Annotated in this window: 12 protein-coding genes and 1 tRNA gene; 3 read left to right on the forward strand and 10 right to left on the reverse strand. The window is 71.0% G+C overall.

Translation table 11 applies throughout. The features are described 5' to 3' along the window. Positions 1–98 precede the first annotated feature (98 nt). Positions 99–172 (reverse strand) — tRNA-Met (locus tag AB0A97_RS09575). A gap of 76 nt (positions 173–248) precedes the next feature. Beyond that, on the reverse strand, positions 249–3,173 hold the full coding sequence (locus tag AB0A97_RS09580) for a UPF0182 family protein (protein ID WP_361147384.1): 2,925 nt from the start codon (positions 3,171–3,173) through the stop codon (positions 249–251). A 136-nt stretch (positions 3,174–3,309) separates the two neighbouring features. Here AB0A97_RS09580 and AB0A97_RS09585 point away from each other — a divergent pair, with 136 nt between their 5' ends. Continuing rightward, positions 3,310–3,864 (forward strand): PPA1309 family protein, encoded by a 555-nt coding sequence (locus AB0A97_RS09585; RefSeq protein WP_031001102.1) that lies wholly within the window; start codon positions 3,310–3,312, stop codon positions 3,862–3,864. A gap of 140 nt (positions 3,865–4,004) precedes the next feature. Here the strand turns inward: AB0A97_RS09585 and AB0A97_RS09590 are convergent, their stop codons facing one another. The 4 genes from AB0A97_RS09590 to AB0A97_RS09605 form a co-directional block, all read right to left on the reverse strand. After that, on the reverse strand, positions 4,005–5,096 hold the full coding sequence (locus tag AB0A97_RS09590) for a PDZ domain-containing protein (protein ID WP_361146852.1): 1,092 nt from the start codon (positions 5,094–5,096) through the stop codon (positions 4,005–4,007). 206 nt (positions 5,097–5,302) lie between these two features. Beyond that, the gene (locus AB0A97_RS09595; protein ID WP_361146855.1) at positions 5,303–5,482 is read right to left on the reverse strand and encodes a hypothetical protein; all 180 of its coding nucleotides are present in this window, start codon (positions 5,480–5,482) and stop codon (positions 5,303–5,305) included. A gap of 160 nt (positions 5,483–5,642) precedes the next feature. Continuing rightward, a complete protein-coding gene (locus AB0A97_RS09600) occupies positions 5,643–6,104 on the reverse strand; it encodes a molybdenum cofactor biosynthesis protein MoaE (RefSeq protein ID WP_030022102.1) in 462 nt (153 codons plus the stop codon). A gap of 342 nt (positions 6,105–6,446) precedes the next feature. Then, a complete protein-coding gene (locus tag AB0A97_RS09605; protein ID WP_361146858.1) occupies positions 6,447–7,598 on the reverse strand; it encodes an SDR family oxidoreductase in 1,152 nt (383 codons plus the stop codon). A gap of 192 nt (positions 7,599–7,790) precedes the next feature. Here AB0A97_RS09605 and AB0A97_RS09610 point away from each other — a divergent pair, with 192 nt between their 5' ends. Both AB0A97_RS09610 and AB0A97_RS09615 read left to right on the forward strand, forming a co-directional pair. After that, positions 7,791–9,278 carry a zinc-dependent metalloprotease gene (locus AB0A97_RS09610; RefSeq protein ID WP_361146861.1) on the forward strand — a complete coding sequence of 496 codons (1,488 nt, stop codon included), beginning with the start codon at positions 7,791–7,793 and terminating at the stop codon, positions 9,276–9,278. Beyond that, positions 9,275–9,802, forward strand: coding sequence for an NUDIX hydrolase (locus AB0A97_RS09615; RefSeq protein WP_361146867.1), 528 nt, complete (start codon positions 9,275–9,277; stop codon positions 9,800–9,802). Before AB0A97_RS09610 ends, AB0A97_RS09615 begins: the two co-directional genes overlap by 4 nt. Before the next feature lie 83 nt (positions 9,803–9,885). Here AB0A97_RS09615 and AB0A97_RS09620 read toward each other — a convergent pair whose 3' ends face one another. The 4 genes from AB0A97_RS09620 to AB0A97_RS09635 form a co-directional block, all read right to left on the reverse strand. After that, the gene (locus AB0A97_RS09620; RefSeq protein ID WP_361146870.1) at positions 9,886–10,644 is read right to left on the reverse strand and encodes an AIM24 family protein; all 759 of its coding nucleotides are present in this window, start codon (positions 10,642–10,644) and stop codon (positions 9,886–9,888) included. Positions 10,645–10,665: 21 nt separating this feature from the next. Continuing rightward, on the reverse strand, positions 10,666–11,349 hold the full coding sequence (locus AB0A97_RS09625; protein ID WP_361146872.1) for an AIM24 family protein: 684 nt from the start codon (positions 11,347–11,349) through the stop codon (positions 10,666–10,668). Between the two features lie 11 nt (positions 11,350–11,360). After that, positions 11,361–13,055 (reverse strand): TerD family protein, encoded by a 1,695-nt coding sequence (locus AB0A97_RS09630; RefSeq protein WP_361146875.1) that lies wholly within the window; start codon positions 13,053–13,055, stop codon positions 11,361–11,363. 114 nt (positions 13,056–13,169) lie between these two features. Beyond that, a complete protein-coding gene (locus tag AB0A97_RS09635) occupies positions 13,170–13,769 on the reverse strand; it encodes a M48 family metallopeptidase (RefSeq protein WP_361146878.1) in 600 nt (199 codons plus the stop codon). Between the last annotated feature and the right edge of the window lie 106 nt (positions 13,770–13,875).

Genomic DNA, 13,875 nt, shown 5'->3' on the forward strand with positions numbered 1-13,875 from the left:
ACTTCCGTTCACAGCGGGAAAAGGCGCGCCCGTCCGGGCGTGTCGCGCCACACATGACGAAGGCCCGGATCCCAAGGATCCGGGCCTTCGTTCTTCAGTAGCGGGGACAGGATTTGAACCTGCGACCTCTGGGTTATGAGCCCAGCGAGCTACCGAGCTGCTCCACCCCGCGCCGTTGTGTAACCAAGGTACCACGGCGGAGGGGGGTGCCCGGCCCACGGGGCGGCGCCCGGGGCCGGGCCGCGGAATCAGCCTCCGCCGGTACCGCCGTTCTTGCCGGCGTCACCCTTCTGTGCGGACTTCTTCTCCGCCTCGGCCGCCCGGTCCAGGGCCGCCTTCAGCTTCTTCTGCGCCTCGCCGTAGCCGGCCCAGTCGCCTTCCTTGCGGGCCTTCTCGCCCTCCTCGTACGCCTTCACGGCGTCGTCGAGGGCCTGTTGCACCGTCTGGTCGGCGGGCGGCTGCTGCCCCGTGTCACCGCCGTCGGACGGCGGCTGCTCCGTGCCGGAGCCCGGCGGCTTCTTGCCGAACACGACATCGAGCGCCTCGGCCAGGTTGTTGCCCAGCACGGGGTCGTTCTCGCCGTAGCTGACCAGCACCTTCTTCAGCAGCGGGTAGTTGGTGCCCGCGCCGCGCAGGTAGACCGGCTCCACGTACAACAGGCCGCCGTTCATCGGGACCGTCAGCAGGTTGCCGTACTCGATCTCGGAGTCACCGAGTTTCTTCAGGATGTTCAGCTCGTTGGCGATTTTGGGATCGGAGTTGAACTTCGACTGGACCTGCTGCGGTCCCGGCACCGGTGTCTGGGACGGCAGTTTCAGCACTCTGATCTTGCCGTAGTCACCACTGGTGGCATTGGCGTCGACCGCCATGAACGCCCCCAGGTTGTCCCGCTTGATGGGGGTGAACGTCGTGGTGAGCGCGAAGGTCTGGGCCTTCTGGTCCGGCATCTTCAGGCTCTGGTAGTACGGCGGCACCGAGTTGCCCGACTTGTTCGTCGGGTCGTTCGGGACCTGCCAGCGCTCGCTGCCCGTGTAGAAGGTGTTCGGGTCGGTGACGTGGTACGTCGTCAGAAGCTGGCGCTGCACCTTGAACAGGTCCTGCGGGTAGCGCATGTGCTCCATCAGGGACTTGCTGATGGAACTCTTCTTCTCGACCGTCCCGGGGAACGACTTCATCCAGGTCTTCAGGACCGGGTCCTTGGTGTCCCACTCGTAGAGCTTGACCGAGCCGTCGTAGGCGTCGACCGTGGCCTTGACCGAGTTGCGGATGTAGTTGACCTGATTCTGCTGGGCGACGACCGCCCGCTGACCGTCGGTGAGCGAGTCGGCGGTGGTGTCGCCGAGCGTGGTGCGCGAGGCGTACGGGTAGCCGTTGCTCGTCGTGTAGGCGTCGACGATCCACTTGATCCGGCCGTCGATGACCGCCGGGTAGGCGTCGCCGTCGATGGTCAGCCAGGGGGCGACCGCCTCCACGCGCTCCTTGGGCGTGCGGTTGTACAGAATCCGCGACCCCTCGCCGATGGCGCCCGAGTAGAGGATCTGCGGCTCGCCGAACGCGACCGCGTAGGCGGCTCGGTTGACCGGGTTGGCGAGGTTCACCCCGCTCTTGCCCGTGTAGCTGTAACTCTTCTCCCCGCTCTTGTCGGAGGAGTAGTCCAGCTCCTTCTGCGGCCCGCCCACGATCGAGTACTGGGTGGTCTTCTCGCCGTAGTACACCCGCTGCTCGTACGGCCCGAACTGGCCCTTCGAGGGCAGTTCGCTCTCGGTGTAGGCCGGCTCGCCGCCCTCGGCGAACGTGGTGCCCTTGGCCGCCACCGCGCCGAACCCGTGGGTGTACTTGAAGTGGTCGTTGATCCAGTTCCGCTCGGAGACACCGTTGAGGTTCAGCTCACGCAGACCGATGACGGTGTCCTGGTCCTTGCCGTCCTTGTCCTTGTACCGGTCGACGTCGAGCGTCGACGGGAACTGGTAGTAGCTGCGGACCTGCTGGCGCTGCTGGAAGGACGGGGAGACCACGTTCGGGTCGAGCAGCCGCACGCTCGCCGTGGTGTCGGCGGCGTCCCGCAGCTTCTGCCGGTCCGTGTCGTCCTTCGGCTTGTAGTTGCCGTTGTAGCCCTGCACGTCGACACCGTTGATGTCGTACGCGTCGCGGGTCGCCTTGATGTTCTGCTTGATGTACGGCGCTTCCTTGGCCTGCTCGTTCGGCTGGACCTGGAACTTCTGCACGATGGCCGGATACAGGCCGCCGATGAGGACCGCGGAGAGCACCATCAGGCCGAAACCGATGACCGGCAGCTGCCAGGTACGGCGCCACAGCGTCGCGAAGAAGAGCACCGCGCAGATCGCCGCGATGAAGAACAGGATCGTCTTGGCGGGCAGATAGGCGTTGGCGTCCACATAGCGCAGGCCGGTCCAGCCGTCGGCGGACTTCAGCCCGCTGGACTTCACCGCCAGGCCGTACCGGTCGAGCCAGTACGCGATGGCCTTGAGCGACACGAAGATGCCCAGCACCACGGAGAGGTGGCCGGTGGCGGCGGCCGTCGCGCGCGAGCCGGGGCTCGTGACGCGCAGCCCGCCGTACAGGTAGTGCGTGAGCGCCGCGGCGATCAGGCACAGCACCGCGCAGGCGAAGCCGAAGCTGAGCAGGAAGCGGTACCAGGGCAGGTCGAAGGCGTAGAACGCGACGTCCTTGCCGAACTGGGGGTCCTTCTGGCCGAACGGGACGCCGTTCACCCACTGGAGCCACGTGCGCCACTGGCCGGAGGCCGAGGCACCGGCGATCAGGCCCACCACCGCGGTGACCGCCAGCAGCGCCCACTTCTTGTACGGGGCGATGCCCATCCGGTAACGGTCCAGGCTCTGCTGCTCCATGGACATCGCGCTCAGCGGCGGCCGCAGCCGGTGCGCCAGCCAGATGTTGACACCGACCGCGGCGGCCATCAGGACGCCGAAGGCGGCAAACAGTCCGATCTTCGTCCACAGCGTGGTGGTGAAGACCGAGGTGAAGTTGACCGACCGGTACCAGAGCCAGTCGGTCCAGAACCCGGAGAACATGACGAAGAGCATGGCCAGCACGGCCAGCACGCCCAGTGTCATGAGCAGGGTCCGGATCCGCCGGGACGGTCGGCCGACTCTGATCCGTGGCCCTGTCGGGCCTCCGCCGCGGTCCGGCATCTGGAAAGCCAAGGTGCGCACCTCGAAGTTCGCTGTCGTGTTGAGCAGGCCCGGCGATAGTAGGACCCACTGTTGCAACTTACTAAGGCTTTACTCGGTTCCCGTTTTCCGGGGTCGGCAGGGCACGATATTGAGCATGAACAACCTTCCCGTCGACGGCACCCCCCTTGCCGCCAGCCCGCTGACCCGTGCCGTACTCGAAATCGACGAGTACGCCGCCGGGCTCGGCTGGGACCAGCCCGCCCGTCTCTTCGCCCTCGTGGACACCGCCCAGCTTCGGGAGCAGGAACCCTCGCTCGCCGAACAGCTCGGTATCGACGACTCCACCACCGCCTCGCTGACCCCGGTCGAGCAGGACGAGATCCCGGCCGGCGCCCCGCTGGACGAGTTCCTGGCCACCATCGGCTGGCCGGACGCGGTGGCCGGCTGCGCGATGACCGTGGAGCGGCTGATGCTGCCGCCGTCCGCGGAGGACTCCGTGCCGGAGGGTATGGACGAGGCCCAGCTCGCGAAGTGGGTCGCCGGCCACCCGGACCGCCAGGAGGTGCGGATGACGGTGGCGGTGCTGCGCGACGGCACGCGGGAGTCGGCGCTGCGGCTGCGGGAGAAGGACGCCACGTCCGAGGTGCTGACCGGCTCGCAGCTCGTGCCGGGGCTGGCGGACGCGCTGTCCGCCACCTTCGAGAGCTGACGTCGCGGCCCGTCCGGGGCCGGTGCGGGTGCTCCGGCCCGGGCCGCCGTGGCGCGGCGCCGACGGGCCTCCTACGGGGCCTCCACGGACCCCTGCGGGCGCGGCAGCGGCTGCCGGGCCCCGGGGGCCGCGCGGGCCGCCTACTTGTTCGCGGGGCAGCTCGGCAGGCCTGCCGTGTCCCCCTTGCGGATCTTCTCCAGGGACTTCAGCGCGTCCTGGATGGTGTCCACCTTGACCAGACGCAGGCCGTCCGGGTGGTCGTCGACGACGGACGCGCAGTTGTCCTTGGGCGTGAGGAAGTACTCGGCGCCCTTGTTGCGCGCGCCGACCACCTTCATCGCGATGCCGCCGATCGGGCCGACCTTGCCCTCGGCGTCGATCGTGCCCGTACCGGCCACGAACTTCCCGCCGGTCATGTCCTCGGGCGTGAGCTTGTCGATGATCCCCAGGGCGAACATCAGCCCGGCGCTGGGGCCGCTGACGTCGGGCAGCTTGATGTCGACGTTGAACGGGAACGTGTAGTCGATACCGGCCTGGATGCCCACGACGGCCCGGCCGTCCTTCGCCTTCGCGGTCGTGACGGCGACGTCCTTGGTGGGGCCTTCGGGCCGCTTGCCCTTCTTCTGGGCCGCGGCCGCCTCCTTGGCCGGGATGACCGTGAAGACGGCCTGCTCACCCGGCTTGTGCTCGGTGACCAGCTTGGCGACGTCCGTGTTGGCCTTGACCGGCGTACCGTCCACGGCCTTGATCACGTCACCGGCGTGCAGCTTGCCGTCGGCGGGGGCGTCCTTGACGACGGATGCCACGACCGTCTGGGAGCCCACCGGGATGTCCAGCTGCTTGAACGCGGCGACCTTGGCGCTCTCCAGGGACTGGGTGAACTCCTCGGCGTTCTGCTGGTCGGACTGCTCCGCCGTCTGGCCCTCCGGGTAGAGCGTCTTGTGGGGCACCACGAGACTGTCGTGCTTGAGCCAGCCGACGACCGCGGCGAAGAGGTTCATGCGGTATTCGGCGCCGGTGACCCGGACGGTGACCATGTCCAGATGGCCGGAGGTCGGATACGTCTTGTGGCCGGATATCTGCAGCACCGGCTCGCCCTCGTCCTCGCCCAGGGTGTTGGTCGTGGGCCCCGGGTACATCTCGGAATACGGAACGGGAATCACCATCCCGGCGCAGATCAGCGCAATCAGCATCACGAGAGAAGCGAGCAGCGTCGCGGTGCGGCGTGGCATGGAACGACAGTACGGGACGCCTCCGACACCCGGTCCCCGGGGCCGTCCGTCCGGGGGCGGGCGGAGCGGGGCGCGGGACGCGGCCGACCGGAGCCGTCGTGGGCGGGGCGGCGCGAGGCCGGCGGGGAACCGGAGCCATGGCGGCCGCTTGCGTCCGCGTACGGCGGCCACGGCCCCGGCCACGCCCACGGCTCAGCCCGTCACGCTCATGCCGCGTCAGTACCGGAATGTGCCTTCTCGGGCTTCTCCATCGCCTCCCGGAACCGCGCGTAGCCCGCCAGTTCCGCGACGTCCCCGGTCCTGCGGTTGCGCGATGCCCAACTGCTCCACACGACGGCGGCGATGACGGCGAGAACCGGAATCAGCAACCAGAGGAGCGCTCCCATAGCGGCCTCCCGACCCCTTGTAACAACCGCAACGACGAATAAGCAGATTAACCATCTGCCAGGTCAACGCTTACGCCAGGGGGCGGGTTACGCAACTGGAGCGCGCGCAAAGGCTTCACCGACGCCGCCCGGAACGGACGCCACCGCCGGAAACCGGCCGTCAGCAGGCGCCGACCCACTCCTGGGTACCGTCCGAAAAACGCTGGTTCTTCCAGATCGGCACCTCGTGCTTGAGGTCGTCGATCAGCCGTCGGCAGGCCGCGAACGCCTCCGCACGGTGCGGGCAGGAGACCGCCACGACGACCGCCAGGTCGCCGACGGCCAGCTCGCCCACGCGGTGCACCGCGGCCATCGCGCGTACGGGGAAGTCGGCGGCCACCTTCTCGGCGACGCGGCGCAGTTCGGCCTCGGCGCTCGGGTGCGCCGAGTAACCGAGGGCGTCGACGTCGGCGCCGCCGTCGTGCGAACGGACCGTACCGACGAACAGGGCCGTGCCGCCGGCGGCGGGATCGCCGACGGCCGCGAAGACCTCGTCCAAGGACAGCGGGGTGTCACGGACCGCGAGGAGGCGGATCGCGTCCGCCGCACCCTGCTCGCCCGGGTGGTCATACGTGCCTGGCATGGCTCCATCGTGCCGTACGGGGCGGCGGGGCGGGGTATGGGCTTTCCGCCGGTCCTGCGAAGAGGCGGGTTGGAGGCTCCTACAGGCGCGGGGCCGGGGCCGTATGGGGGGGCGACACGGGGCCGGGAGCCGACATCGATACGGACGGCGCGGGGCTCCCCCACTGCCGTGGAGGGCCTCCCACGGCCGTACGGGGCTTCCCCGCGGCCGTCACGGACCGGTGTGGCGCTCCGCACCGGGGAGGCGCCCAGCGCCCGGTCAGCCGTGCAGCGGCCTCTCCGCGGCCGTCGCAGGCGTACGAAGGTCCCTCCCCCACGCCCGTGACGAAGCGCGCCCAGCCCCTCAGATGCGCCGACGGGCCTTACGGGCGCGGCGGACCAGTGCCGCGGTGCCCAGGAGGGCGACCGTCGCGCCGGCCGCTCCGGCCGCGGTGGCGTCCTTGCGGCCCAGGCGGCGACCCGCGACCGTGTGCCGGCCCGCGACCTCCTCCAGCAGCTCGCCCAGCACCTCTTCGTTCGTCCACCGTGGGCGCCAGCCCGCCTCGTGCAGGCGACTGCCGCTGACCACCCACGGGTGCATCGTGTAGGCCAGGTCCCCGGCGGGCGACGGCGTGAGGCCGATGCGGTGCAGCCGGGCGGCGGCGCCGAGCGCCACCGAGGACGGCAGCTCCATGCGCCGGATGCCGGACAGTTCCTCGACCTCCTCCTGCTCCAGCCAGCCGTCGCAACCCACCGCCAGCTCGCCCTCGACCTTCTCCAGCGCGGCGTACCGCAGGGCGCTGACCAGGTCCTCCACGTGGCAGAACTGCCAGGCGGGGCGGGAACCGGCGACGACCAGCAGCCGCGGCGACTCGAAGTAGCGGGTCAGCGCGGTGTCCGTGCCGCCCACCAGGACGGTGGGGCGCAGGACGGTGACGTTCAGGCCGGGGTGCGCGCGGGGCGCGCGGTGTGCCAGGCGCTCGATCTCCAGGAGGTCGCCGACCCCGGTGGCGTCGGCGGTGGCCCGCAGCTCGGCGTCCTCGGCCAGCGGCACGTCGTTGTCCGGGAGCGCGCCGTAGACCATGGCGGAGGTGCAGAGCACGACCCGGTGCACACCGGCGGCCGCCGCGGCCGTGAGGACCGTCTGCGTACCCCGCACGTTGTACGCCGTACGGGCGGCCGCGTCGGTCTCCAGGTCGAGATCGACGGCGAGGTGCACGACGACATCGGCGCCGCGCAGCTTGTCGGCGATGGCCGGGTCCCGGACGTCCAGGACGTGCCAGTGCGCCCCGGTGGTCTCGCCGCGCCGCTCGTCGATGGCCACGACCCGCTTGACCTCGTCGGACTCGGTCAGCGCCTGGGTCAGCAGGGCACCCACGCCGGAGGCGGCGCCGGTGACCGCGACGACGGGGCGGCGCAGCGGCCGGGCGGGCGCGCCGTCCGCCTGTTTTCCTGCGTGCTCGGTCTCGGCAGCGGCGTTTCGCGCTGCGCGAACGGTCGGATCTGGGGAACTCACCGGGCGTCTCCAGCGGTTGTCTTCAGTGCGTAGGCGTACTGACGCGTACGTACCAGGTGGCGTCCATCCTGCCGCAGGCGCCGGGACGGCGAAGCACCGAGCCCCGAAGCGGGGCGGGTGTCTAGGCTGGAAGAGAATGTCGGGCAGCCGCCGCCGGCCCCGGGCCGGCGGCCCTACGAGCCGAGGAAACCCGTGAGTGACACCCCATTTGGATTCGGCCTTCCGCCGGAGGAGCCGGAGGACGGCGACAACGGCAAGAAGAAGGGCGGCCAGGGAGGTAGCCAGGGCCCCGCGAACCCGTTCGGATTCGGCGGCGGGAGCGGCGGCGCGGACAACCCGTTCGCGGCGCTCTTCGGCGGCATGGGCGGTCCTGGTGGCGAGATGAACCCTGGCGATCTTGGCGCCGCCTTCCAGAAGCTGGGCCAGATGCTCTCGTACGAGGGCGGTCCGGTGAACTGGGACATGGCCAAGGACATCGCGCGGCAGACCGTCGCGCAGGGCGCCGAGGACGGCAGCAAGGACGCCAGCGTCTCCCCTGGTGAGCGGGCGGCCCTCGAAGAGGCCGTGCGCCTCGCCGACCTGTGGCTGGACGGCGTGACGTCGCTGCCGTCGGGCGCGAGCACGGTGTTGTCGTGGAGCCGCGCCGAGTGGGTCGAGGAGACCCTGCCGGTGTGGAAGGACCTGGTGGACCCGGTCGCGGAGCGCGTCGGCGCGGCCATGGGCGACGTCCTGCCCGAGGAGATGCAGGCCATGGCGGGCCCGCTGCTCGGCATGATGCGCTCCATGGGCGGTGCCATGTTCGGCACGCAGATCGGGCAGGCGCTGGGTGTCCTGGCCGGTGAGGTCGTCGGCTCCACGGACGTCGGGCTGCCCCTGGGGCCGGCCGGCAAGGCCGCGCTGCTGCCGGGCAACATCGCCAACTTCGGCTCCGGTCTCGGCGTGCCCGAGGAGGAGGTGCGGCTCTACCTGGCCCTGCGCGAGGCCGCCCACCAGCGGCTCTTCGCCCATGTGCCGTGGCTGCGCTCGCACCTGTTCGGCGCGGTCGAGGGGTACGCCCGCGGCATCAAGGTCGACACGACCAAGCTGGAGGACGTGGTCGGCCAGCTCGACCCGCAGCACCCCGAGGAGCTGCAGAACGCCCTTCAGCAGGGCATGTTCCAGCCCGAGGACACCCCGGAGCAGAAGGCGGCGCTGGCCCGTCTGGAGACGGCGCTGGCCCTCGTCGAGGGCTGGGTGGACGCGGTGGTGCACGCCGCCGCCTCCCCGCACCTGCCGTCGGCCGACGCGCTGCGCGAGACGCTGCGCCGGCGCCGGGCGACCGGCGGCCCGGCCGAGCAGACCTTCGCCACCCTCATCGGCCTGGAGCTGCGTCCGCGGCGCCTGCGGGACGCCTCGCGGCTGTGGGCCCTGCTGACGGACGCGCGCGGTCTGGACGGCCGGGACGCGCTCTGGGAGCACCCGGACATGCTGCCGACGGCCGCCGACCTGGACGATCCGGACGGCTTCGTCCACCACGAGCAGCTGGACTTCTCCGAGCTGGACAAGATGCTCGGTGAGGCCGCGGGCGGCGCCGGCAAGCCGGACCTGTCCAAGGAGACCGGCGAGGGCGGTGGCCAGGGCGGCTCTGAGAAGGGCGGCAAGCCCGGGGCCGAAGGCGACAAGGGCGACGGCGAGAAGTGAGCCTGCACGACGACGCGGCGCGGGTCCTCAAGGAGTGGCCCGCGCCGTCACCTGAGCAGGAGCGGCTGCGGCTCTCCTACCTGGACCATCTGGCGGCCCACCCCGACGGCATGGGCAAGCCCTGCAAGGACGGGCACATCACGGCCAGTGCCCTGGTCGTCGACCCGGCGCGCGGGCGGGTGCTGCTGACGCTGCACCGCAAGCTCCAGATGTGGCTCCAGATGGGCGGGCACTGCGAGCCCGAGGACGCCACGCTCGCGGACGCGGCGCTGCGCGAGGCCCGCGAGGAGTCCGGGATCGCGTCCGGGCTGACGCTGCTGGGCGGGCCGGTGCGCCTGGACCGGCATCTGACGCCGTGCGCGTGGCATCTGGACGTGCAGTACGCGGCGCTGGCGCCCGAGGGCGCCGAGGCGGTGATCAGCGACGAGTCGCTGGACCTCCGCTGGTTCCCGTACGACGAGGTGGCGGCGGTGGCGGACGACTCGGTCGTCCGCCTCGTGGAGCGCACCCGCGCGCTTCTGTAGGACGCGTGGCGGCCGCCCGCGCGCTCTCGTACGGATACGTACGGGGGCGCGGGCGGCCGTTCCGGTGCGCGGGTCGGCGCGTCTCAGTTGGTGAAGATGTTCCCCTGATTCTGGCCGTGGGCCCCCTGCTGCCCCATGCCGAACTGGGCGGCCAGGCCGGACCCGATGGCCGCGTTCTGCGGCGGCAGCAGCTCGCTCGGCTGGACGAGCGCGTACCCCTGCCCCAGGAAGCTCAGCTCCCAGCCCTCACCGGTGTTCCCACGGCGCCGCCACACGCCCGAGGAGTGCGTCTGTGCCTGCATCTGCACCCGCAGCGAGGCGGACCAGGCGACCACCGCGTCCGCGTCGGCGTTGACGTACTTGTCCGGGGTGACCTGCATCATCAGCGGCTGGCCCGAGGTCATCAGCACGACCTTGCCGCGGCCGGAGATGTTGAGCTGGTACTTGCCGGTGCCCGAGATCCCGTACTGGCTGTCCACCGAGACGACCTCCCAGTGGAGGCCGGAGTCCAACGCCAGCACGTAGCTGCTGTCCACGGTCAGGCCGTCGTGGTCGACGTCCATGACGTGCACGTACTGCGCGAGGTTGGCCAGGTAGACGGTGCCCTGCCCGGAGACGCGCATCAGGTCCAGTCCCTCACCGGAGGCGGCGTGGGCGTGCTGCTGCCCCGGAGTCCGGTAGTTCCCGTCGAACTCCAGCAGCCCCTGGTAGGCGACCATGCTGCCCTTACGGGCGAGCAGGTCCTCGTGTCCCTGCAGGGCTACCCGCAGCAGTTGCGGGTTCTGCAGGGTGTACCGGTCCTGGGTCTGCGCCTCGGTGTAGGCGAAAAGCGGACTCTGCATGATGGCTTGACGTCCTCCCCCTCAGCCCCGGGCCCGGAGCCGGTCGGTGCTGTCCTCACTGGGCTGTACGACGACGAAGCCCTGGCCGGAGAAGCCGAGCTGGTACGCCTCGCCGCTGCCGCGCCCGATCATCGAGGACGCCTTGAAGCTGCGCTTGCCCTTCATCTTCAGGTTCGTCGACCAGGCGACGAGCGCGTCCGGGTCGACGTAGGTCTCGTCCTCGCCGCGGCCGCAGTCCACCACGATCGGGGTGCCGCGGGAGGTCAGCGCGATCCAGCCGGTGCCCGAGATGCCGACGTTGAAAAGCCCCTGTCCGGCGAACTTCGCCATGCCCTTCACGCGCTGCACGCCCCACTGGAGGTGGGCGTCGAAGGCCAGGAGGTTGGTGCCGTTGACGGAGATCGAGTCACCGTCGAGGTTGATGCAGACGACATCCGCGCCGTAGTCGGCGAGGTAGAGCAGGCCGTCGCCGGAGCACTTCATCAAAGGCGCGCCCTCGCCGGTCAGCCATTGGGAGGCCATCTGGCGGACCGCGGGCGGGTTGGGCTCGTACTGGACGAAGCCTTCGTAGGCGACCATCGAGCCGGTGCGGGCGAAGATGTCCTGGCCGCTCTGCATGGCGATCTTCACCATGGCGCTGCCGTGGTTCTCCATGCGGGCGACGGGTGCGGTCGGGGCGTGGCCCGGGACGTGCTGTTCGTGCATGGCGGGCTCCCTCAGACCTCGTAGGGCTGGACGACGATGAAGTTTCCGGGCGCGCCGCGGAACTGGAGGTTCACGGTCTCGCCGGAATGTCCCGGGTACGCGCTGCGGCGCAGGCTCACCTGGCTGGAAATGATCACCTGTGAGGCGGCCGACCAGGCGACGACGGCGTTGGCGTCCGCGAAGGTCGTCGGGGTGACCGGGAGGACCACCGGGGTGCCCTGGGTCTTGACGACGACCGTGCCGCTGCCCTGGAACTGCATGGTGAACAGCGCGCCGCCCGGGATGCCGTGCCCTTCGATGCGGCGGGTCTCGTACTGGAGCGACTCGTCGAAGGCGAGCACGCTCTCGGCCGACACGCAGATCGCGTCGCCCTGGAGCTCGATGGGGTGCACATGGGCGCTGTTGTCCGCGAAGAAGACCTGGCCCTGGCCCGTGCAGCGCATCAGCTGCATCTCCTGGCCGGTGGCGTTGCCCACGATGCGGCCCCGGATACCGGCGCCCTTGTAGGTGAAGTCGACCTTGCCCTGGTAGAGGACCATGCTGCCCTGGCGGGCGAGCACCGGCTGTCCGTCGATGCCGAGGTCGGCGCGGATCAGCTTCTCGTTCTGCGGGGTCCACCGCTGCCCCGTGGGCGCTTCGCGGTACTTCTCCAGGACGACGCCGAGGCCGGGGCCGCCACTCTGGATCTGCGGCCGGCCGTACGGGGCGGGCGGGCCCTGGGGGGCTCCGTACGGGGCCGGGGCCTGCTGCCCGGGGAACGGATCGCCCGGCTGGCCGTACGGGGCCTGGGGCGGGGCTTGCGGCGGGGCTTGGGGGGCTGCCTGGCCCGGCTGGCCGTACGGCGGCGGGGCCTGCTGGTGCGGGGGCTGGCCGTACGGGGGCTGCTGCCCGGGGAACTGACCGGGCGGTGCGCCGGGCGGCGCCATCGGAGCCGCGATCGTCGGAGCGGTGTGCACCTGCGGCGCCGGCTGCTGGGGCGGCGGGGCCTGCGGCGGTTGCGCCTGGGCCGGGACCTGCGGCGGCGCGGGCTGCCCTGGTGCTGCCGGGGCGGCGGAGCCCGGCGCGGGCTCGGAGACGGCGGGCGGCGCGAAACCCGGCGCAGGCTCGGAAGCGGCGGGCGGCGCGAAGCCCGGCACGCCGCCCTGCGGCGCCGGCTCGGGCTCGGGCGCGGGCTCCTCCTCCGCGACCTCGCCGCCGAAGTTCTTCAACAGCGCCTCCAGGCCGCCGTCGAAGCCCTGCCCGACCGCGGCGAAGCGCCACACGTCCTTCAGGTAGAAGTCGCCGAGCATCACCGCACGCTCGGTGCTGAACTCGGCACCGTTGAACGCGTAGCGGGCGACCTCCTCGCCGCCCGCGACGATGCGCAGGTAGCCGGGGCCGATCTGGGACATCTGGCCCGCGCCGTCGAGCGTGGCGGTGAAGGACAGCTTCTGGATGTGCTGCGGAATCCGGTCGAGCGTGACCCGGAAGGACTCGGTGTCGCCCGCCTGGGCGCCCAGCAACTGAACCGCCCCCTCGGGGGAGGCCGGCTGGTTGAAGAAGACGAAATACCGGTCGTCGGAGAGCCGCTCGTCCGCGTCGAGGCCGAAGCAGCTGATGTCGAAGGTCAGGCCGGCACCCGCGATCCGCACCCCTACGTACAGATCCGTCCCGGCCGTCAGGTCACTGATCCTGGCCTTGTGGCCCCGCTGGAATTCCCTGGCCATACGTAACGACCGTCCCCCGCTCCCGCTTCGCGCTCTGATGACGTCGCGCCAGGCTAACCGCTGCCGCCGACAGCGGGCGATGCCGGCCACGGAGCGAACCGGGCGGAACCGGCCCTATTCCGTACGGGCCGCGGGCAGATGCGGCAGCCGCTCCGCCGCGACCACCCCTTCGAGATAGCCGCGCGCCCGCTCCGTACGCGGGTATGACTCCAGGAGCTGCCAGAAACGCTGCCCATGACCGGGGACGAGAAGATGCGCCAGCTCGTGCAGGAGGACGTAGTCGACGACGTACTCCGGCATTCCCTGGAGCCGGTGCGAGAGGCGGATACTGCCCTCGGCGGGGGTGCAGGAGCCCCAGCGGGTGTTCTGGTTGGTCACCCAGCGCACCGTGGCGGGCCGGGCGCGGCCGCCCAGGAACTGCTCCGACAGGCGCTCCGCGCGCTCGGCCAGCTCGCTGTCGCCGAGTTTGCGCCGGCTCTCCTGCGCGGCGAGCTTGTCCAGCATCACCGTGACCCAGCGCCGTTCCTCGGCTTCCGACATCCGGGCCGGGATCAGGACGACGGTGCGGTCGCCCTCCCGGTAGGCGGAGACCGTACGGCGTCGCCGCGAGCTTCTGCGCACCTCGACCGGGCTCGTCGCGGGGCCCCCGGTCGCGGGGCGCGTGGCGGTCCTGCGTGGAGGGTCTGCGGCTCGGCGCAAAGGGTCGGCGGGCACGCCCCGACGTTACCCGCTGGCCGTGCGGGAAGTCTTGCCCCCGGCTTCCGCCATGTTCCCGTACCGCTCAAGGACAGGGACGGCTTGTATGACTATTGCCTGCGGG

The sequence above is a fragment of the Streptomyces sp. NPDC045470 genome (assembly GCF_040646595.1).
Classification (GTDB): domain Bacteria; phylum Actinomycetota; class Actinomycetes; order Streptomycetales; family Streptomycetaceae; genus Streptomyces.